This window comes from Serratia sp. P2ACOL2 (genome assembly GCF_003691565.1).
In the GTDB taxonomy this organism is placed as follows: domain Bacteria; phylum Pseudomonadota; class Gammaproteobacteria; order Enterobacterales; family Enterobacteriaceae; genus Serratia; species Serratia liquefaciens.
In genome coordinates this window covers 1,197,956-1,217,706 of sequence record NZ_CP033162.1, presented here as the reverse complement: position 1 = coordinate 1,217,706, position 19,751 = coordinate 1,197,956, and the positions used below count along the sequence as shown (strand labels likewise).

Annotated in this window: 20 protein-coding genes; 12 read left to right on the top strand and 8 right to left on the bottom strand. The window is 57.1% G+C overall.

The window, feature by feature from the left end; translation table 11 throughout:
• Nucleotides 1-30 precede the first annotated feature (30 nt).
• From EBA31_RS05835 to EBA31_RS05820, 4 genes are all read left to right on the top strand, one after another.
• Nucleotides 31-492, top strand: a complete 462-nt coding sequence (locus EBA31_RS05835; protein WP_122077711.1) for a GNAT family N-acetyltransferase — start codon at nucleotides 31-33, stop codon at nucleotides 490-492.
• Nucleotides 493-550: 58 nt separating this feature from the next.
• Nucleotides 551-892, top strand: a complete 342-nt coding sequence (yajD, locus tag EBA31_RS05830; RefSeq protein ID WP_020825794.1) for an HNH nuclease YajD — start codon at nucleotides 551-553, stop codon at nucleotides 890-892.
• A gap of 277 nt (nucleotides 893-1,169) precedes the next feature.
• Entirely contained in the window at nucleotides 1,170-1,805 is a 636-nt protein-coding gene (locus EBA31_RS05825; RefSeq protein ID WP_020825793.1) for an AAA family ATPase, read from the top strand.
• The gene (locus EBA31_RS05820; RefSeq protein WP_020825792.1) at nucleotides 1,802-2,098 is read left to right on the top strand and encodes a hypothetical protein; all 297 of its coding nucleotides are present in this window, start codon (nucleotides 1,802-1,804) and stop codon (nucleotides 2,096-2,098) included. Before EBA31_RS05825 ends, EBA31_RS05820 begins: the two co-directional genes overlap by 4 nt.
• Nucleotides 2,099-2,129: 31 nt before the next feature.
• Here EBA31_RS05820 and EBA31_RS05815 read toward each other — a convergent pair whose 3' ends face one another.
• The 6 genes from EBA31_RS05815 to EBA31_RS05790 form a co-directional block, all read right to left on the bottom strand.
• Entirely contained in the window at nucleotides 2,130-2,861 is a 732-nt protein-coding gene (locus EBA31_RS05815; protein WP_122077709.1) for a substrate-binding domain-containing protein, read from the bottom strand.
• The gene (locus EBA31_RS05810; RefSeq protein WP_122077707.1) at nucleotides 2,854-3,633 is read right to left on the bottom strand and encodes an ABC transporter ATP-binding protein; all 780 of its coding nucleotides are present in this window, start codon (nucleotides 3,631-3,633) and stop codon (nucleotides 2,854-2,856) included. Before EBA31_RS05810 ends, EBA31_RS05815 begins: the two co-directional genes overlap by 8 nt.
• On the bottom strand, nucleotides 3,626-4,624 hold the full coding sequence (locus EBA31_RS05805; RefSeq protein WP_020825789.1) for an iron ABC transporter permease: 999 nt from the start codon (nucleotides 4,622-4,624) through the stop codon (nucleotides 3,626-3,628). Before EBA31_RS05805 ends, EBA31_RS05810 begins: the two co-directional genes overlap by 8 nt.
• Nucleotides 4,621-5,661, bottom strand: a complete 1,041-nt coding sequence (locus EBA31_RS05800) for an ABC transporter substrate-binding protein (RefSeq protein WP_048761328.1) — start codon at nucleotides 5,659-5,661, stop codon at nucleotides 4,621-4,623. The genes EBA31_RS05805 and EBA31_RS05800 overlap by 4 nt, the downstream gene beginning before the upstream one ends.
• A gap of 187 nt (nucleotides 5,662-5,848) precedes the next feature.
• Nucleotides 5,849-8,146: a beta-glucosidase BglX gene (bglX, locus tag EBA31_RS05795; RefSeq protein WP_122077705.1), complete on the bottom strand. Its 2,298-nt coding sequence runs from the start codon at nucleotides 8,144-8,146 to the stop codon at nucleotides 5,849-5,851.
• A 115-nt stretch (nucleotides 8,147-8,261) separates the two neighbouring features.
• A complete protein-coding gene (locus EBA31_RS05790) occupies nucleotides 8,262-9,191 on the bottom strand; it encodes a LysR substrate-binding domain-containing protein (protein ID WP_122077703.1) in 930 nt (309 codons plus the stop codon).
• A 264-nt stretch (nucleotides 9,192-9,455) separates the two neighbouring features.
• On the opposite strand from EBA31_RS05790, the gene EBA31_RS05785 reads away from it, so the two are divergent.
• A complete protein-coding gene (locus EBA31_RS05785) occupies nucleotides 9,456-10,610 on the top strand; it encodes a pyridoxal phosphate-dependent aminotransferase (protein ID WP_122077702.1) in 1,155 nt (384 codons plus the stop codon).
• 42 nt (nucleotides 10,611-10,652) lie between these two features.
• Entirely contained in the window at nucleotides 10,653-11,432 is a 780-nt protein-coding gene (locus EBA31_RS05780; protein ID WP_122077700.1) for an ABC transporter substrate-binding protein, read from the top strand.
• 36 nt (nucleotides 11,433-11,468) lie between these two features.
• On the opposite strand, the gene ddlA is transcribed toward EBA31_RS05780, so the two are convergent.
• Nucleotides 11,469-12,572, bottom strand: coding sequence for a D-alanine--D-alanine ligase (ddlA, locus tag EBA31_RS05775; RefSeq protein ID WP_020825783.1), 1,104 nt, complete (start codon nucleotides 12,570-12,572; stop codon nucleotides 11,469-11,471).
• Between the two features lie 167 nt (nucleotides 12,573-12,739).
• Here ddlA and EBA31_RS05770 point away from each other — a divergent pair, with 167 nt between their 5' ends.
• The 6 genes from EBA31_RS05770 to EBA31_RS05745 all read left to right on the top strand — a co-directional run bounded on the left by EBA31_RS05770 (nucleotide 12,740) and on the right by EBA31_RS05745 (nucleotide 18,947).
• Entirely contained in the window at nucleotides 12,740-12,943 is a 204-nt protein-coding gene (locus EBA31_RS05770) for a ParD-like family protein (RefSeq protein WP_020825782.1), read from the top strand.
• Nucleotides 12,940-13,734 (top strand): type I methionyl aminopeptidase, encoded by a 795-nt coding sequence (map, locus tag EBA31_RS05765; protein WP_046374205.1) that lies wholly within the window; start codon nucleotides 12,940-12,942, stop codon nucleotides 13,732-13,734. Before EBA31_RS05770 ends, map begins: the two co-directional genes overlap by 4 nt.
• Before the next feature lie 119 nt (nucleotides 13,735-13,853).
• Nucleotides 13,854-15,572 (top strand): D-lactate dehydrogenase, encoded by a 1,719-nt coding sequence (gene dld / locus EBA31_RS05760; protein ID WP_020825780.1) that lies wholly within the window; start codon nucleotides 13,854-13,856, stop codon nucleotides 15,570-15,572.
• Between the two features lie 208 nt (nucleotides 15,573-15,780).
• Complete coding sequence (locus tag EBA31_RS05755) at nucleotides 15,781-16,206, top strand: PAS domain-containing protein (RefSeq protein WP_122077699.1); 426 nt, start codon at nucleotides 15,781-15,783, stop codon at nucleotides 16,204-16,206.
• Nucleotides 16,207-16,211: 5 nt separating this feature from the next.
• Complete coding sequence (locus EBA31_RS05750) at nucleotides 16,212-17,753, top strand: sulfite reductase flavoprotein subunit alpha (protein WP_122077697.1); 1,542 nt, start codon at nucleotides 16,212-16,214, stop codon at nucleotides 17,751-17,753.
• 342 nt (nucleotides 17,754-18,095) lie between these two features.
• Nucleotides 18,096-18,947: a DMT family transporter gene (locus tag EBA31_RS05745; protein WP_020825777.1), complete on the top strand. Its 852-nt coding sequence runs from the start codon at nucleotides 18,096-18,098 to the stop codon at nucleotides 18,945-18,947.
• A gap of 53 nt (nucleotides 18,948-19,000) precedes the next feature.
• On the opposite strand, the gene EBA31_RS05740 is transcribed toward EBA31_RS05745, so the two are convergent.
• Nucleotides 19,001-19,591 (bottom strand): Yip1 family protein, encoded by a 591-nt coding sequence (locus tag EBA31_RS05740; RefSeq protein WP_020825776.1) that lies wholly within the window; start codon nucleotides 19,589-19,591, stop codon nucleotides 19,001-19,003.
• Nucleotides 19,592-19,751: the final 160 nt, after the last annotated feature.

Genomic DNA, 19,751 nt, shown 5'->3' with positions numbered 1-19,751 from the left:
TCTGCCCTTGGGCAAAAAATGAACCTAATCATGCGTATCGAACGACTTTCTGCGCATCGCCAGCGCATTGGTGAACTGGCCGCTTTACTGCATCAGGAGTGGCAGGACTTCCCCCCGTGGAGCTGCCGAGAGAAAATCAGCCAGCGCCTGGAACAGCGCTGTGAACCACTGCACCCCGGGCTGGCGCTGTTGGCTCTGTCACCGCAACAACAGATCCTCGGAACCGCCAGCCTGATCGTTTACGAACTGGCAGATAAGCCAGAGCGCAAGTTCTGGCTGGGGGAAGTCTTTACCCATCCACAACACCGCGGCCAGGGCGTGGCTAGCGAACTGATCGCCCAGTGCATTGCCCACTGCCGACGGGAACAGATCACCGCGCTGTATCTCTACACGCCCGACCAACAACCGCTTTATCAGAAACTGGGCTGGCAACCTGTTGAGCAACGTGAAGTTTGTGGCGAAACCGTCACGGTGATGTGCCGCACGCTGTAAGCCGGCGCTTTGTGGTATTATTTTACGCATTATTATTATCACCCGACGGGCATACACCATGGCATATATCCCAAAAAACTACGCGAGGCTGGAGACTGGCTACCGCGAAAAAGCGCTGAAAATCTTTCCCTGGGTCTGCGGACGCTGCTCGCGTGAGTTTGTGTACTCCAACCTGCGCGAACTGACGGTTCACCATATCGATCACGACCACAGCAACAACCCGGAAGACGGCAGCAACTGGGAAATGCTGTGCCTGTATTGTCACGACCATGAGCATTCAAAATACACCGAAGCCGATCAGTATGGCTCAACGGTTGTTGCCGGTGAAGATGCGCAAAAAGACGTCGGTCTCGCGACCCATAACCCGTTCGCCAACCTGAAGTCGATGTTGAAAAAGTAGCGTTCTGGCAGCCTCATCATTAGCAGCTTAATAACTTATTAAGCTGCTAAATTAAAAAAATCCTTCCGCTTGTCCCCCCTTCCCAGAACATTCCTACTTACCCGCTGACTACGTTACCAGCAAAATAGGCTGTAAAGTTAACCGCATACTGGCTTGGCAAGCCGCCGACATTGGTGCATATTGTTCAGGCTCTGTTGTAGTTAACCTGTTTAGTTATCAACCTAATAAGCATATTAACTTAATAAGTTACCAGCTTAATAACTTGAGAGATGGCAGCATGATTGTTTTGATTGGCTCGCAAAAGGGTGGCGTAGGGAAATCGACCAAGGCGGTCAATATCGCCGGATATCTGATCCTCAAGCAGGGAAAAACGGCCATCATCGTCGATGCCGACGATCAGAAATCAATCATGACCTGGTATAACGATCGTCAAAATGTTGAAGGTCTGCCGCATATTCCGGTGGTTGCCGCCTCGGGTAAAATCAAAGAGACGCTGCTGGAGCTGGATCGCCATTACGACTATGTGATTGTCGACACCGCCGGCCGCGACAGCGCCGAACTGCGCTCGGGCCTGTTGGCCGCCGATCTGTTCCTTTCTCCGCTGCGCCCGTCGCAGATGGATCTGGACACCGTCGGGTATCTGTCTGAAATGTTCGCCACGGCGCAAGAATATAACGAGAAGGTGAAAGGCTACATCGTGCTGAACATGTGCCCGACCAACATCTTCATTAATGAAGCCAACGAAGCGGCGCAGGTATTAAGCGAATACCCGGAACTGACGCTGGTCAGTAACCGCCTGTGCGACCGCAAGATTTACCGCGACGCCTGGGGCGAGGCGATTACCGTGCATGAGGCGCATAACGAAAAAGCGCAGGCGGAAATCGAAAGCCTGGTGAAGGAGGTGATCCTGTGAAAAAACGCACCCCAACCCACCGCATGTCGGAAGACGAATTTATCAATAGCGCCACGTCGCACACTTTGCTGGTTCCCGCCCCCGAAGCCAAGCCGCAGGGTCGCAAACGCACTTACAAAGCCATTTCAGTCAGCCTGACCGATAATCACGTCGACGCCATCGATGAAATCATTGTGCAGGCGGCGCGTAACGGCGTGGTGCGCATTACCCGCTCCGATATCATCAAGCTGGCGATTGACGGCCTGGCGGAGAAGAGCGAAGAACATCTGATGCAACTGCTGAAAAAGCTGTAATAGCCTCTTAACCTGCCAACTTAATAAGCCATTAGCTCACCAGGTTGGCAGGTAAAAACCCCTGTTCACGCAGTATCGCCTGCCCCTGTTCCGCCTGAATAAACTCGGCCAAGGGCTGTGCCCGTCCATCCAACAGACACAAACCGTAGTCGGCCTCAATCGTCAGCGAAGGCGGTAACTGCCGCACCACCAGCTCGGGAAACCTTGCCAACGCCGCACCATAGCTGGCGTAACCGAGGAAGATATCCGCCTGCCCACTGTTGAGCAGATACTCAGCCGCTGGCCGGTCCATCGGCAACGGCGCCGAATCTGGGCCACCCACCAGAGCCAAAGCCCGTTGCCGCAGGGCTGTCCCCTGCCCCGGCGCCAGGGATTCAATACGTTCAAATAATTGCAGCGCATAGTCACCGGAAGGATCGGCACCCGGCGTTGAGGTCGCCACCCGCCAACGCGAGTCCAGCAGTACCGCCAACAACGGGCGTTCTGTTAGTCCGGCACTATTACGTACCGTCGCGCATAACCGGTTACGGGCAAAAGTTTGTACCCGTGGCGATAAATGCAGATCGACCAATCGCTGCGGATGCGCCAGATTGGCCGAAGCGAAAACATGCGGCCGTTCACCGGCTTCAATGCGCTGACGCAGCAGGCCTGCGGGACCAAATACCGCATCTACAACCTCGCCGGTTTGTGCCTGAAACGCGGCCAGCAGCGGCCCAAATGCCACACGCAGGCTACCGGCGGCAAACAGCAGAAGATTACTCATGATGACGCTCCCTTTGACTGCGATATAAAGGCACCAGCGTTTCAAACTGCCGCCCCTCAATCTGCAAAGCCACCCGCTCAATCGCCAAATCAAACAGTGGTGACAAGCACTCGGCCGTCAGCACCCTGGCACAGGGCCCGATTTGATGCTGTCCCTCGGCCCCCAGCAGCAAGGCGCGATCGGCCACCGCATGAGCATGGTTGGGTTGATGGGTCGAAAACATCACCGCCATCTGTCGTTCCCGCGCCAGTGACGAGATCAGGCTCAGCACCCGATCCTGGTGATGAAGATCCAATGCCGAAGTGGGTTCATCCAGTATCAGCACCTCGCAGCTCATCGCCAGTGCGCGGGCAATCAGCACCAGTTGCCGCTGTCCGCCCGATAAACTGCCAAATTCGCGGTCGGCAAAGCCCAACATATCCAGCGACTGCAGAGCTTCTTTCGCCAGCCGATGATCCTGCGCCGAAGGGGAGCGGAACAACCCCACATAACGCGCTCGCCCCATCAGCACGATATCCAGCACCCGATAGGCAAAAGGCGCCGTGAAATGCTGCGGCACAAAACCGATGCCGCCGGCACATTCAACCGCCCCCTGTTGCAGCGGCAGGGTGCCGAGCAACAGCTGCATCAGGGTACTTTTACCGCGCCCGTTGGGCCCCAGTACCGCCAAGACTTCGCCACGCGACAATTGCAGGCTCAGCGCGTTAAACAAAGGCGCTTGGCCGGGCCAACCAAAACTGAGATCTTGAGCCGTCAGTAATGTCTCAGCCATGCCAACCTCTCAGTTGCGCACGGCGCAACAGCAACGCAAACAGCGGTGCGCCAATCAATGCCGTTAAAATGCCCAGCGGAATTTCACTGCTGCTCAGCGTGCGTGCCAAATCGTCGATCAACACCATATACAACGCCCCCAAACACAGAGAAGCCGGTAACAGACGACGATGATCGGGGCCAACCAGCAGCCGGGCAACGTGCGGAATAACCAACCCGACCCAGCCAATGCTGCCGCTGACCGCCACCTGTGCGGCGACAATCGCGGCGCACAGCGTCAGGATCAACCAGCGGGTGCGCTCGACGTTAATGCCCAGTGCAGCGGCATCCTCATCCCCCATCGACAGCAAATTGATTCTCCAGCGCAATGCCAATAACAGCCCGCCAGCCAACAACAACGGCAGGAAAAGCATCAACAGTTTATTGTCGTCGGCGGTGGCGAAGCTGCCCAGCAGCCAGAACACGATGCTCGGCAGTTTCTCTTCGGTATCGGCCAGGTATTGCAACAGGCTGACGCAGGCGGAGAAAAAGCCGCTGAGGATCACCCCGGCCAGCACCAGCGACAAAATATTGCGCCGGGCGATGGCGCTGGTAATGGCAAAAATCAGCAGCAACGCTGCCATACCGAATACAAATGCAGACAGCAACAGCGCGGCCATCGGCAGGCTGAGTAAAATCGCCAGCGTGCCGCCAAAGGCCGCACCGGAAGAGACGCCGATGATATGCGGATCCACCAGCGGATTACGAAAGACCCCCTGCAGCGCGGCGCCACACAGGGCCAGAGAGGCACCGGCCCCCATAGCCAATAACACTCTGGGTACGCGAACCCCCAGAATCACCTGACGTTGAACCGCATCGATAGCGCCGTTCGGGCCGGTCAACGGCTCGAGCAGGATCATCAGACTGTGAGCTGCCGATACCGGGTAACGGCCAATCCCCAGCGACAGCAGCGCGCAAAACAACGTCAGCAGGAGCAGCCAGCCAAGCCTCATTGCTCGCTCTGGCAACAGCTGCTGCGATAATACTGCCGGTAATAGGCATCCACCCGCTGCTGCAAATTGACGTCGCTAAAACGCTGCGGATACAGCTTTTTCGCCATCCAGAGTTCACCCAGCGCCAACGCTTCCGGCATCGGGTAACCCCAGGCCTTGGCGTATTCCGGCATCAGATAGACGCGTTTATTTTTTACCGCGTCAATCCCCTGCCACTGCGGCGAACTGAGGATTTGCTGCACCACCTCGGGATAACGCTCCTGAACGAAAATCACCGCCGGGTTCCACTTCAGCACGTCTTCAATCGATACCTGCTTAAAACCCTGAATATCCTTCGCCGCCACGTTTAGTGCGCCGGCATGCTGCATCATCAGCCCGGTGTATTTGCCCGAACCGTAGGTGGTTAAATCCGGATTGGCCATATACACCCGAACCCGTTGGTCCGCAGGCAGGTCTCGCAGCCGGTCGGCCACCAGCGTTCTCTGCTGAAAGACGTCCTGGATCATCGCTTCTGCCTGCGGCTGGTGCCCCATTACCGTGCCGATCAGGCGGATACCGTCCTGCAGGCCGAGGTTATAGGCCTGGTCTTCATCATTGAGTACCGGGTTCATTTTCCCGGCCTGATCCGCCGCCTCACGGCGCAACGAAATAGCCACCACCGGAATACCGGCCCGTTCAATCTGGGCAATCATTTCCGGCGGTGCGTAGTTAGCGACAAACACCACCTGCGGGTGCAGGCTGAGCAGGCTTTCGATGTTCACCGAGGTGAGATCGCCCGGCATCGGCATTTTTGCCAACCCAGGTGCCAGCCGCAGATAATTCGGCCCCAGCTGTTTCTTCCAGCTACTGAGCACACCCACCACCTGCGGCAGCGCGTCGAGCTGCACCAGCAGGTTCAGCGTCTGGTGTTGCAGCACCACCGCGCGGGTGATGGTATCGGGCAATGTGACCTGTCTGTTGAGTTGGTCGGTGACCTGGCGATCCGCCTGTGCGGCGGAAGAGAAAAGAATAAAAATCAGCAACAAGCGTTTGAACATGGGGGTTTCCGGTGAGTTATCGTTATATATAAAATCATATAGCGATAGCTGTGGCGAAACAATCAGCGGGATCAAAACAACGGGATTTTCCGTGCGAAAGCAGAACGGTTATGCGTTGAAGGGCTTGGGATCTCAAAAGCAACGCAAACCCTCTCCCACCGCGATGAGAGAGGGCCAAAGAGGGTGATTACTTCAACGTAAAGCTCTGTGCCTGTACGTTGTCAGAGTCCAGGCCGACAAACACGTTAAACTTGCCCGGTTCCGCGCCCCATTTCAGGCTGGCGTTATAGAATTTGAGATCCTCTTCGGTGACAGGCAATTCTACCGTCTGCGCCTGGCCCGCTTTCAGCATCACTTTCTTAAAGTTGCGCAGCTCTTTCACCGGACGGCTGACCGAGGCGGTCACGTCCTGCAAGTACAGCTGCACAACGGTGGCACCATCATATTTGCCGGTATTCTTCAGCGTGACGCTGGCGGTGATCTTGCCGTTGCGCGCCATTGTCGGGCTGGAAAGTTTCAGGTCCGACAGGCTGAAGCTGGTGTAGCTCAGGCCATAACCGAAGGGATACAGCGGACCGTTTGGCGAGTCAAAGTAGCGCGAGGTGTATTTGCCCGGGTTTTCCTTGCCGAACGGACGGCCGGTGTTCAGGTGGTTGTAATACATCGGGATCTGACCGACCGAACGCGGGAAGGTCATCGGTAACTTGCCCGACGGGTTGTAATCGCCAAACAGCACGTCGGCAACCGCATTACCGCCTTCGGTACCGCTGTACCAGGTTTCCAGCATCGCATCCGCCTGCTGGCTTTCCCAACTCAGCGCCAGCGGTCGGCCGTTCATCAGCACCAATACCAAAGGCTTGCCGGTGGCTTTCAGCGCCGCGATCAGGTCGCGCTGGCTTTGCGGGATAGTAATATCGGCGCGGCTGGACGCTTCATGCGCCATGCCCTGCGATTCCCCGACCACTGCTACCACCACGTCGGCTTTCTTCGCCGCCTGTACCGCTTCGTCAATCATCTGCTGCGGTGGACGGGTGTCAAACGCCACCGCCGGCTCATACTCGTTCAGGTAGTCGATAATGCTCTTGTCCTGAGTGACGTTGGCCCCCTTGGCATAGAGGATTTTCGCCTTGTCGCCCACCGCACGTTCCAGCCCTTCGCGGAGGGTCACCGACTGTTTGATCACCCCAGCCGCTGACCAGCTGCCCATCACGTCACGCTGGCTGTCGGCCATCGGCCCGACCAGCGCAATGGTCGCCTGTTTGCTTAACGGCAATGTCTGCCGGTCGTTCTTCAACAGCACCATAGTCTTACGCGCGATCACGCGCGCTTCGGCACGGTGCAGGCGGCTTTCGGCATTGGTGTCCTGCGGGTCGGAACCTGCCGGGCCAAGATGGGTGTAAGGGTCTTTAAACAGGCCCATATCATATTTGGTGTTCAACACGTCGCGACAGGCACGGTCAATGTCGCTTTCCGACACCAGCCCGTCTTTCACCAGCCCCGGCAGGTATTGGTCGTAATATTCGTCGCTCATGCTCATGTCGACGCCAGAGGTGATCGCCAGTCGTACTGCATCACGCGCGTCCGCAGCCACACCGTGTTTTATCAGCTCTTTGATCGCACCGTGGTCGCTGATGGTGATGCCCTTGAAGCCCCACCGATCGCGCAGCAGGTCCTTCAGCAGCCATGGGTTAGCGGTGGCCGGAATGCCGTTCACCGAATTGAGCGACACCATGACGCCACCGCTGCCGGCTTCCACCGCCGCTTTATAGGGCGGCAGATAGTCCTGATACATCCGCAATGGGCTCATATCGACGGTGTTGTAGTCGCGGCCGCCTTCAGTAGCGCCGTACAGCGCGAAGTGCTTCACGCTGGCCATGATTGAGCCGGGCTTGGACGGGTCACCGTTTTGGTAGGCATCCACCATCACTTTGGCGATTTTGGATACCAGCCAGGTGTCTTCACCGAAGCCTTCAGAGACCCGGCCCCAACGCGGATCGCGGGTGATGTCGACCATCGGCGAGAAGGTCATGTTCAGGCCGTCGTCGCTGGCTTCCTGCGCCGACACCCGACCGCTGAGTGCGATGGCTTCCAGATCAAAGCTGGCCGCCAACCCGAGGCTGATAGGGAACACGGTACGTTGGCCGTGCACCACGTCATAGGCAAAGAACAGCGGGATTTTCAGGCGGCTGAGCTGCATCGCCTGATCCTGCATAACGCGGATATCCGGCCGGGTGACGGTGTTGAAGATCGCGCCAATCTGCCCCTTGCTGATGCCGTCGCGGATCGCCTCTTTCGGGTTATCCGGGCCGACGCTGATTAACCGCAGCTGGCCGATTTTTTCTTCCAGCGTCATCTGCTTCATCAGGTTGGAAACAAAGGCATCGCGCTGCTGGGCATTAACGCCTTGCGTTACGGCGTTTTCCTGTGCAAAAACCGGGCTGATGGCCAGACCGGACAACATACTCACCACACAAAGCCATTTCATATTTTTTATCTCAGGCATGCTCCCGTCGCAGACCGCGGCGGAGATGATTAATCGACGTGAAAAGGCAGTGTGCCATACTCCTTTTCACCGCAGAAATACTTTGTAATGTTAAAGGTTACAAGCTATTAGCGCAGGCCGGGCGATAGTTTTTCAGCCGGGTGCGGCTTTGCGCCGCCTCATCGCCCAGGAAATCCACCAGCGTAGTTAATGCCGGCGATTGCACTGCTCGTTCAGGATAGACCAGATAGTAAGCCGCACCGCTGAGCACGCTGAGTGGGAACGGCGTAACGATACGCTGCGCCTGAATGTCTTCCTCCAGCAAACATAAATCACCGATGGCGATGCCAAAACCCTGCAGTGCCGCACTCATCGCCAGATCGAGCGTATCGAAATGCTGCGCCTTACCGGAAGGCAGCGTTTCCTGCCCCGCCGCCTTTAGCCACAGCAGCCAGTCGCGGCGATCGCGCGTGGGATGTAACAGCGTTTTCTCCGCCAGATCGGCCGGCGTCGGCGGGCGAGATAAATCGGGCAGGTAAGTCGGCGTGCAGACCGGCGTGAGAATTTCATCGAACAGATGATGCACCGTCAGTTTTTTGCCCTGCGGCTGGCCGAACACCACCGCGGCATCGAAGTGTTCCGCAGCGAAATCCAGCCCGTGCGATACCGAAGCGGTCAGCTCAATATGCATTTCCGGTCGCTCGTTTTGAAGCCGGATAATACGCGGCAACACCCAGCGCATGGCACAGGTCGGGCACTTGATCCGCAAGGTCCCCGGCTGCGCCCCGATTCTGCTCAGCGCCTCATCCAACTGTCCCAGGGCTTGCTGCACCGGGGCCAACAGCATGGCTCCCTGCGGTGTCAACGTCAGGCCTCGCGCGCGTCGGCTAAACAACGGATAACCCAGATGCTGTTCCAGCCCCAGTATTTGCCGGCTGACCGCGCCCTGCGTCAGGTGCAGGCTCTGGGCGGCGTGAGTGAAATTAAGACGCTGGGCCACCACCAAAAAGGTTTTCAATACGTCGAGCGACGGCAGTGATGACGACATGGCGAGTTCCTTGATATCCCCTGAAATTCCAAGGATTCCCCCAAATAATTGGAACGACATCAAGGCGGCCAGTGAACGCAACCCGATGAGCTGACATGAGTCAGTGATTCGGGTAAGTAAGCGCAGCCAACGCCGAGATCGTTTCAAGAATGAAGGGGAATCAGTCATGATCTGAGTGCATGGCAAGTATGACAAACTTTCCCTTGTTGGCCTACCGTCATTGATGCTTAATCAAGCGATATCCCCTATCCCCTGGAGCCACTCATGCAGAGCGCCTGCGCACAACGCTCGAAGTTGCCGGACGTCGGCACCACTATTTTTACCGTTATCGGCCAGCTCAGCGCCGAACACCAGGCCCTGAATCTGTCGCAGGGCGCGCCAAACTTCGCCTGTGAACCGCAATTGGTTGAGGCAGTGTCGCAAGCCATGCGTGCAGGACATAACCAGTACGCACCGATGAGCGGCGTGGCAGCATTGCGTATCGCGCTGGCGGATAAAGTTGAACGTTTATATGGCGCACGCTATGACGCCGACGAAGAAATCACGGTCATTGCCAGCGCCAGCGAAGGGTTGTATTCCGCCATCAGCGCACTGGTGCACCCTGGCGATGAGGTGATCTATTTTGAACCGGCGTTCGACAGCTATGCGCCGATCGTGCGTCTGCAGGGCGCCACTCCGGTGGCGATTAAACTGTCGCTGGAAGATCTGCATATTGACTGGGATGAGGTCGCTGCGGCCATCAACAGCAAAACGCGGATGATCATCGTCAACAGCCCGCACAACCCAACGGGCAGCGTATTCGGTGAACATGATATCGAACGGCTGACCGCCCTGACTCGCAATACCGACATCGTCATTCTGTCCGACGAAGTTTACGAACACGTGGTGTTCGACGGCGATATTCATCACAGCATGGCACGCCACCCGCAGCTGGCCGAACGCAGCGTGATCGTTTCGTCGTTTGGCAAAACCTATCACGTCACCGGCTGGCGCGTCGGTTACTGCATGGCACCGGCGGCGCTGATGGACGAGATCCGCAAGGTACACCAGTTTATGGTGTTTTCCGCCGATACCCCGATGCAGTATGCCTTCGCCGAAGCCTTGGCTAACCCGCAAAGTTATTTAGGGCTGGCGGCTTTCTACCAGCAGAAACGCGACCTGCTGGCGAACGCCCTGCAAGATTCGCGCTTTGAATTACTGCCCAGCCGTGGCAGTTTCTTTATGCTGGCCCGCTTTAGCGGTTTCAGCAGCGAAAGCGACAACGATTTTGCGGTGCGTCTGATCCGCGAAGCCAAAGTCGCCACTATCCCGCTGTCGGCGTTCTACAGCGACGGCACCAATACCGGCATTATTCGACTGAGTTTTTCAAAAGATAACCAGACCCTGCTGGAAGGCGCACGCCGTCTGTGTCAGGTGTAATGCATTCACTTTTGCTTTGACCATGGGAAAAGGGCTCTGAATATGAAATCACTGAAAACGTTGATCGCCGCAGGCTGTCTGCTGGCCGCCGGTTCCTCGCTGGCGGCGGAAAACACCTTGCGTTTTGGCCTGGAAGCGCTGTACCCACCGTTTGAATCCAAATCTGCCAGCGGTCAGCTCGTCGGTTTTGATATCGATCTGGGCAATGCCGTTTGCGCCGCCGCCCAGTTGAAATGCAGCTGGGTTGAAACCTCTTTCGACAGCCTGATCCCGGCGCTGAAGGCGCGCAAGTTTGACGCCATCAACTCGGCGATGAACGTCACCGATCAGCGTCGCCAGGCCATCGACTTCACCGATTCAATCTATCAGGTACCGAACCGCCTGATCGCCAAGGCCGACAGCGGCCTGTTGCCGAACGCCACCTCGCTGGCGGGCAAACACGTCGGCGTGCTGCAAGGCTCGATTCAGGAGACTTATGCCAAGGCTCACTGGGCGCCGCAGGGCGTGGACGTGGTGTCTTATCAGGATCAGAACCAGGCCTATCTGGACCTGACCGCCGGGCGTCTCGACGCCACGCTGGTGATGGCCCCGTCGGGACAAAGCGGCTTCCTGGCGCACCCGGACGGTAAAGGCTTTGCCTTCGTCGGCGATGCGGTCAGCGACGACAAAATCCTTGGCGAGGGCATTGCTTTCGGCCTGCGTAAAGGCGATGAGGCGCTGAAGAAAAAACTGAATGAGGCGATCGTCAAAGTGAAGCAGCAAGGCACGGTGAGCGAGCTGGCGAAGAAATATTTTGGCGATATTGACGTAACGGTGAAGTAAAAATCAGGGGCGAAAATCGCTTCGCCCCTGACTGTTTTAGCGATCGAATACCGAACTGTTCAACGCACGATCCTGCTGATGGCGCTCCAGCGCCAGCTCAATCAGACGGGTAATCAGTTGGCTGTAGCTGATGCCGCTGGCGGCCCACAGTTTGGGATACATGCTGATATTGGTGAAGCCCGGCAGCGTGTTGATCTCGTTGATCACCACGTTGTTGTCTGGCGTCAGAAACACGTCCACGCGCGCCAAACCGAAACATTCCAGCGCCCGGAAGGCTTTCAGCGCCACCTCACGGATTTTGTCGCTCACCTCCGGCGTAATCGCCGCCGGTACCACGACCTGAGCGCCCTGCTCGTTGATGTATTTGGTGTCGTACGAATAGAAGGCGTCGCTCAGCACGATTTCGCCACACAGGCTGGCCTGCGGATCATCATTGCCCAGCACCGCACACTCGATTTCGCGGCCGACAATCGCCGACTCCACCAGCACTTTGTGATCGAAACTGAACGCCAGCGCCACTGCGGCCTCATAGCCGGCGCGATCCTGCACCTTGCTGACGCCCACCGAAGAACCCTGGTTAGCCGGTTTAACAAACAGCGGCAGCCCCAGGCGTTCACTGAGCTGTTCAAACGTGAATTTGGCGCGGTTGCTGCGCGTCAGGGTTACAAAGGGCGCGACCGCCAGCCCGGCATCACGCAGCAAGCGTTTGGTGACGTCTTTGTCCATGCTGACCGCAGACCCCAGCACGCCAGCGCCGACGAACGGCAAATTCGCCATCCGCAGTAGCCCCTGCAATGAACCGTCTTCCCCCAGCGTGCCGTGCACTATCGGGAACACCACGTCGAGCTGGCCCAGCGCACCGGCGCTGCCTGACTCGATCAACTGCTGTTTTTCCTGACCGGGGATCAGCGCTACATTTTTATTTGAGCGGTTCAACGCAATCAGCGCCGGGTTTTCCGCATTCAGCAGGTAGTTGGACGCATCGTTGATGTGCCAATGCCCCTGCTTGTCTATCCCCAGCAATGTGACGTCAAACTTCTCTTTGTCTATGGCATCCACAATGTTTTTTGCCGACTGCAGTGAAACCTCATGCTCCGCCGATTTACCGCCGAAGATCACCCCAACACGTAATTTGGTCACGCCCTAATCCTTCTGAAAAATCATGGCAAAAAAGTCGTTTATCACAATAAACGCATTGCCCCGTGGCAGCAATCGTTGCAACCCGGAAAATGACCACCCCACGGAATGCCAAATTGCGACCATCCAAAACGTATACACTTCGTATATTACTCACTGAGGAGCAGCCTATGGGCATTGTGAAAATTTCAGACGCGCTGCATGACGATCTGCGCCTCGCCAGCCTGACGATGACGCGTTCGATCAACGCGCAGGCGGAATACTGGATCAAGATCGGCATGCTGGCGGAGTTCCATCCGGAACTGACCTACCCCCAACTGGTAAAAAAAATGATGAAAGATAACGCGATGACGTTAAAGGAGATTGTCGGGTGAAACAGATTGTGATCAAAACACCGGAAGAGATTGTCAAAATGCGTCACTCTGGCGCGCTGCTGGCAAAGGTGTTTGCTATGCTCGATGAGGTGATAGTCGAAGGTATCTCCACGATGGAGATTAACGACCGCGCCGAAGCCTTTATCGTTGATGAGCTGAAATCGCGCCCGTCTACAAAAGGACAGTACGGTTTTCCCTATGTGCTCAATACCTCGATTGACGAAGTGATCTGTCACGGCGTTCCGTCGGTCAGCAAAATACTGCGCTCCGGCATGATCGTTAACGTCGACATTACGCTGGAACACGACGGTTATATTGCCGACTCCAGTAAAATGTACTGCATTGGGCAGATCACGCCGCTGGCCAAACGGCTGGTGAATAACGTGTATGAGTCGATGTGGCAAGGCATCCGCGTGGTGAAACCGGGCGCGACGCTGGGGGATATCGGCCATGCAATTCAACAGCATGCAGAACAGGCCGGATACAGCATCGTGCGGGAGTACTGCGGCCACGGTATCGGCCGCGAGATGCACGAAGAGCCGGCGGTAATGCACTTTGGCAAACCGGGTACCGGAATGGTGCTGCAGGAAGGCATGGTGTTTACCATCGAGCCGATGATCAATCAGGGCGACCACCGCATCAAGCAAAAGAAAGACGGTTGGACAGTGGTTACGCGCGACAAAAAGCTGTCTGCCCAGTGGGAGCACACCGTGGCGGTCACCGCCGACGGCGTGGAAATCCTGACGCTGCGCGACGAAGAGCGCCAGGCTGGTTACAAAGAACGATACTAAGTCATTAAGCCATTAAGCTACCAAGTTAATGACTTACTAAATTAATCACCTCATGGATTTCACCGGGCAATCGACAAGGCTGCCCGGTGGAAAACGACGGGGACGACAGGGAGATCGGCATGACGCAGTCCACCAGCGCCACCAACCAGGCGTTTCTCAGTAAGCTCAAAAGCATCGTCGGTGGCCCGCAGCTGCTGACCGGTGAACGCAGCACCGAACGTTACCGCAAAGGCTTCCGCTCCGGCGAGGGCCAGGCGCTGGCGGTGGTGTTCCCGACACGCCTGCTGCAGTTGTGGCAGTTGCTTGAAGCCTGCGTCGCCGCCGATAAAATCGTCATCATGCAGGCGGCGAACACCGGTCTGACCGAAGGTTCAACGCCCAGCGGCAACGACTATGACCGTGATATCGTCATTATCAGCACCCTGCGGCTCAACCATGTGCAGGTGCTGGACAATGGCAAACAGGTGGTCGGCTTCCCCGGCAGTACGCTCAACCAGTTGGAAAAATTGCTCAAGCCTTATGGTCGCGAACCGCATTCGGTAATTGGCTCGTCCTGCATCGGTGCTTCGGTGATCGGCGGCGTGTGCAACAACTCCGGCGGTTCACTGGTCAAACGCGGCCCTGCCTATACCGAGATGGCGCTGTACGCCCAACTGGGTGAAGACGGTCAGTTGCGTCTGGTTAACCATCTGGGCATTAACCTCGGGGACACGCCGGAAGAGATCCTTACCCGCCTGGAGAAAGGCGACTACCGGCCGGAAGATGTCGAGCACGGCGAACTGCGTGCCTCCGACAATGAATACGCCAGCCGCGTACGCGACGTTGATGCCGATACGCCCTCCCGTTTTAACGCCGACAAGCGCCGCCTGTACGAAGCCTCCGGCTGCGCAGGCAAGCTGGCGGTATTTGCCGTGCGGCTGGACACCTTCGAGAAAGAAGGCAAAGAGCAGGTGTTTTACATCGGGACCAACGACACCGCCGTACTGACCGAACTGCGCCGCCACATGCTGAGCAAGTTTGACAACCTGCCGGTTGCCGGCGAATACATGCACCGGGATATTTTTGATATCGCCGAAGTGTACGGCAAAGACACCTTTATGATGATCGATAAGCTCGGCACCGATCAGATGCCGACCTTCTTCACTCTGAAAGGCCGCATGGACGCCAGCCTCAACAAGCTGCCGTTGCTGCCGCATAACCTGACCGACCGCCTGATGCAGGGCCTGAGCCATCTGGCGCCCAGCCACCTGCCTAAACGCATGAAAGAGTATCGCGAGCGCTTTGAACACCACCTGCTGCTGAAAATGGCCGGGCCGGGCGTCGAAGAGGCGCAGCAGTACCTGAGCCAATACTTTGCTCAGGCCAACGGAGCGTTCTTCGTCTGCACCCCGGATGAAGGCAAGAAAGCTTTCCTGCACCGCTTTGCCGCCGCCGGAGCCGCGGTGCGTTACCATGCGGTGCACGCCGACAAGGTCGAGGATATTTTGGCGCTGGATATCGCGCTGCGCCGCAACGACACCGACTGGTTCGAAACCCTGCCGCCGGAAATCGACAGCCAACTGGTGCACAAGCTGTATTACGGCCACTTTATGTGTCACGTCTTCCATCAGGATTATGTGGTGAAAAAAGGCGTCGACAGCCATGCGCTCAAGGAAAAGATGTTGGAGATCCTCAACCAACGCGGCGCGGAGTACCCGGCGGAACATAACGTCGGCCATCTGTACACCGCCAAGCCGGATCTGCAGGCGTTCTACCGCAGCGCCGATCCCACCAACAGCTTTAACCCCGGTCTGGGCAAAACCAGCAAGCGGAAGCACTGGGCCGGTAACGGTCAATAACCTTCTTCCCTCCGGCTCGCCGCTCTACGGGCGAGCCCTCCTTCAAGATGCTTCCCTCTTTTGCAATCTTAAAGATGCATTTTTATTGCAACTTTAAAGTCTGCTGATTATTATGCGGTGTAAATAAGAATCAATAACAAATTTGTCATGACGGATACGTGACATCTGCCCTGACGTTCACCGCAAAATTAATGAGAAGGAACCTACCATGAGCCAGACCCTCGATTCCGCCCAACTGCTGTCTGCACTGGACAAAGTGATGGTGATCTCCACCACCGACCTGCAAGGCACCATCACCTATGTCAACGACCTGTTTTGCCAGCTCACCGGCTTTACCCGGGAAGAACTTGTAGGGCAACCCCACAACATCGTGCGTCACCCTTCCGTCCCCAAGACCATCTACAAAGAGATGTGGGATACCATTAAAGCCGGAAATATCTGGACCGGCATCATTCCCAACGTTGGCAAGGGTGGCGTGCTGTATGTGGTCGACACCACCGTGCAACCACTCTATGACGCTCAGGGCAAAATCGAGGCCTACATCAGTATCCGCCGTGTGATCAACGATCTGATGACCGATTTCGACTCCGTCGAATTCTCCAAAGAACAGTTCGACAACCACTACGATAAGTAAGAAACATGGCCGATATCATCGAACGTATCCTGATTGGCTACGGTTCGGAATCGGGCAAAGCCCAGGCGCTGGCTACGCGTTTGGGCGAGTTACCTTTTCTGCACCCTTACGCCCCCACCCTATTGACCCTCAACGAAATTTCACCGGCAAACCTGGGGAAAGGCGACCTATTGCTTATCGTATCCAGTTCGTTTGGTGACGGGGAGCCGCCCGCCAACGCCGAGCTTTTTTTCGACGCTCTGGCACACACGCCAAACCTCACGCACCTGCGCTACGCCATTTTCGGCTTGGGCGACACGGCGTACCCGCGTTTTTGCGGTTTCACGCAATGGCTTGACGCCGGGTTGTCCGAACGCGGCGCGCAGGCCATCGTCAACCGCGTTGATGCCGACGTAAACTTCGAGAGCTTTTTCACTACCTGGTCAGCCGTAGTGGAACAGGTGATTGCGGGGGATTGGCAGGCCGGTCGCGATCTGCATCTGCGCGTCACCGCCTATGGCGAGGACAACGCTTTTGCCGCCGGCCTGCTGGAGCGCCGTTCGCTCAGTGCCCGCGCGCCGCATGCCTGGCATCTTCGTCTGGATATCAGCGGCAGCGGCATCGCCTACCGGGCAGGCGATACGCTCTACCTGTTGCCGGAAAACGACGAGGATTTACTGCTTCGTCTGTCAGCCTGGTTCGACCGGCCGGAGGCCGCAGAGGCGTTGCGCCGCCGGGAACTGCGCCAAATAAGCAAAGCGATATTGCGCGAACTGGCGCAGCTTACCGGCAGCGAAGACCTTAAGGGGATGCTGAAAATCCGCCAGCGCAAAGCGCTGGAAGCCTACCTGTACGGCGCCGATCTGCTGGACGTGCTGCAAGAGTTTTGCACGCCGCAGTCGGTCACTTTGGATGATCTGCTAACGCTGCTCCCTGCCTGCTTACCGCGCGCCTATTCGATCGCTTCGGCTTCGCGAGAAGACAGCCTGGATTTGTGCGTTCGCGAGGTTCGCTACGAGCGTAATGGGCGCGCCCGAAACGGCACGGCCACCGGCTGGTTGCTCGATAACCCGGGCCCCTTCCGTGTCTTCTGCCGCGCCAATCCCAACTTCTACCTGCCGCCCGATCCGCAAACTCCCGTGCTGTTCATCGGCACCGGTACCGGTATCGCCCCGTTGATAGGCTTGCTGCGTGAATTGGCGATCGACGGCGGACAGCGAGAAACCGCCTTAATCTTCGGCGAAAAACGCCGTGACGAAGACTTCCTATACCGCGAAGAGCTTGAGTCGCTGTGCAAGGATGGCGTACTGAATCGGCTCATTACCGCGTTTTCCCGCGATGGTGCCGCAAAATACTACGTGCAGCACGCGATCGAAGAACATGCCGATTACGTGAGGGAGCTGCTGCTTAAGGGGGCACACCTCTACCTGTGCGGCAACCGACAGTATCTTGAAACCGCCGTCGCGCAGGCGCTGGAAAAGGCTTGTGCTCCAGGGGACGAAACCGCGACGGACAGCCTGTGGCAAAGGCTGACGCAACAAGGGCGTCTGCATCTGGAGCTGTACTGAGAACGGTTGCGGAGTGCGCCGTTTTTAGGTTGCGCCCTCCGCCAAACTTGACTATCTTGAAGAGGTTAATCACTCCCTGTATTCAGGAATATCCATGACAGAGTTTGCGCACGCTACCGATCCTGCGAACACGCCGCTTGCGGCCGTCGTTCTGCTGTGCGCATCCTCAGCCCCACCCGCCGTTTTCTCTGTCGTTACCGCGGTAGCCGCTTACCCACCACACGCCGTGGTTGTGCGTTAAGCCAAACCGAATTCCTCACCTCCAGCTTTCCTTGCTTTGCGCTCAGGCGTAGAACGCCGCGCGTGCTGGAGCTTGTTATTTTCACGACAGGTGAAAACAAAATGCGATTGATTTCTCACTGGGCCAACGTCGGCTTGGCTACGCTATTCGTTCTGCTCTGGAGCAGCGGCGCAATTTTCTCGCGCTGGGGGTTGGAGCATGCTTCCGCCTTCGCTTTTCTCTTCTTTCGTTGCGCCATCGCACTGGCGCTGCTGTTGGCTATCGGCCTGTGGCAACGGCAGTGCTTGCCGGCTCCGGGCACCCGTCTTCGGGTGGCGCTGATCGGTCTGCTGATGATCGGCAGCTATCAGATTTGTTATTTGCTGGCGCTGGAACAGGGCATTACCCCCGGCGTATTGGCGACGCTGCTCGGCGTTCAGCCGATACTCACCCAGTTCATTACCGAACGCCGCTGCTCAGGGTTGCGCGGCTTGGGCCTGCTGCTGGCGATGGCCGGACTGACGCTGGTGGTGTATCAAAGCCTGATGATTGCCCACTTCTCACTGGTCGGTATGCTGTGCGCCTTTATCGCGCTGGGCTGCATAACCGCCGGGACTTTGCTGCAAAAAGGGCTTAGCCAACCGCCGCTGGCGGTATTGCCGCTGCAGTATGCAGTTGGGCTGCTGATGTGTTCGCTGGTGCTGCCGTTTGAACCGCTGCGGGTCGATTGGAGCCTGGCATTTGTTCTGCCGCTGCTGTGGATGGCGGTGGTGATTTCGGTGTTGGCCACCTTCCTGCTGTACCGGCTGATCCAGCGCGGCAATCTGGTGCAGGTCACCAGCCTGTTTTATCTGATCCCGGCGGTAACCGCCCTGCTGGACTATCTGCTGCTCGGCCACGCGCTGGCGGCCATCAGCATGCTGGGCATGGCGGCCATTCTGCTCGGGGTGATGCTGGTGTTTCGCCAACCTTAAATAGCAAAAGCCCCTCACGCCAGGCCGGCGTGAGGGGCTAACACTCAATCACTTCAGAACAACCAGGAACCATACCCCCACAGCAGCACCGTAACCCCAAGCAATAACTCAAGCAGCAGGATGCCGATGGCAAAGGTAGAGCTGGAGAAAATAAAGCCTTCTTTACTGTCGATATTCAGGAAGTGAGGTATGCCCAGGTTCAGCAAATAGCCTGAATAACACAGGCCAATCACGCCGACAAACAGACACAACCACACGACGGGATATAACGCCACGATGCCGCTGAGGAACATCGGGGTGGCGACATAACCGGCGAACACCATGCAACGATGCAAGCTGGGACGAACCTCATAACGGCGCGCCATCCAGTGGATCACTTTCCCCATGATAGCTACGCCTGCCAGCATCAGCAGATAAAACGCGACCGCCGTATAGGAAGCCGTAAACATATCGAGCCGGATAGCGTGCCCTTCGCCGGAAAGCCAGCCCAGTTGGGTGGTACCGATAAACGCGCAGATCACCGGGATCAACGCCAGCAACAGCACGTGGTGGGTGTAAAGGTGCGAGACGCTTTCGTTCTCGCTTTTAATGTGTTCGAACTCGGTGCTTGGATGCGCCAGAAGTCCCCAAACATGATTAACCATGAGACACCTCCTCCATCGCCGTAGGTCGCGATCGGCGAACGAATTTACCCCTCTGACGGATTGCTAACCGTACGAGGATTGCGGCCACGGGGCTCTCTCCCCTGTACTAATTATAGTCTTTCGCTGAAAAAACGTTCAGAAAGCGCAAACGCGGCGGCAG

Bases quoted from the DNA above. Each gene is read 5' to 3' on its own strand.
- EBA31_RS05750 (WP_122077697.1), top strand. From the start codon at position 16,212: ATGGCCGATATCATCGAACGTATCCTGATTGGCTACGGTTCGGAATCG.
- EBA31_RS05780 (WP_122077700.1), top strand. From the start codon at position 10,653: ATGAAATCACTGAAAACGTTGATCGCCGCAGGCTGTCTGCTGGCCGCC.
- EBA31_RS05755 (WP_122077699.1), top strand. From the start codon at position 15,781: ATGAGCCAGACCCTCGATTCCGCCCAACTGCTGTCTGCACTGGACAAA.
- EBA31_RS05740 (WP_020825776.1), bottom strand. From the start codon at position 19,591: ATGGTTAATCATGTTTGGGGACTTCTGGCGCATCCAAGCACCGAGTTC.
- EBA31_RS05825 (WP_020825793.1), top strand. From the start codon at position 1,170: ATGATTGTTTTGATTGGCTCGCAAAAGGGTGGCGTAGGGAAATCGACC.
- bglX (WP_122077705.1), bottom strand. From the start codon at position 8,146: ATGAAATGGCTTTGTGTGGTGAGTATGTTGTCCGGTCTGGCCATCAGC.
- EBA31_RS05770 (WP_020825782.1), top strand. From the start codon at position 12,740: ATGGGCATTGTGAAAATTTCAGACGCGCTGCATGACGATCTGCGCCTC.
- EBA31_RS05785 (WP_122077702.1), top strand. From the start codon at position 9,456: ATGCAGAGCGCCTGCGCACAACGCTCGAAGTTGCCGGACGTCGGCACC.
- EBA31_RS05815 (WP_122077709.1), bottom strand. From the start codon at position 2,861: ATGAGTAATCTTCTGCTGTTTGCCGCCGGTAGCCTGCGTGTGGCATTT.
- EBA31_RS05810 (WP_122077707.1), bottom strand. From the start codon at position 3,633: ATGGCTGAGACATTACTGACGGCTCAAGATCTCAGTTTTGGTTGGCCC.
- yajD (WP_020825794.1), top strand. From the start codon at position 551: ATGGCATATATCCCAAAAAACTACGCGAGGCTGGAGACTGGCTACCGC.
- EBA31_RS05800 (WP_048761328.1), bottom strand. From the start codon at position 5,661: ATGTTCAAACGCTTGTTGCTGATTTTTATTCTTTTCTCTTCCGCCGCA.
- dld (WP_020825780.1), top strand. From the start codon at position 13,854: ATGACGCAGTCCACCAGCGCCACCAACCAGGCGTTTCTCAGTAAGCTC.
- EBA31_RS05835 (WP_122077711.1), top strand. From the start codon at position 31: ATGCGTATCGAACGACTTTCTGCGCATCGCCAGCGCATTGGTGAACTG.
- EBA31_RS05745 (WP_020825777.1), top strand. From the start codon at position 18,096: ATGCGATTGATTTCTCACTGGGCCAACGTCGGCTTGGCTACGCTATTC.
- EBA31_RS05790 (WP_122077703.1), bottom strand. From the start codon at position 9,191: ATGTCGTCATCACTGCCGTCGCTCGACGTATTGAAAACCTTTTTGGTG.
- EBA31_RS05805 (WP_020825789.1), bottom strand. From the start codon at position 4,624: ATGAGGCTTGGCTGGCTGCTCCTGCTGACGTTGTTTTGCGCGCTGCTG.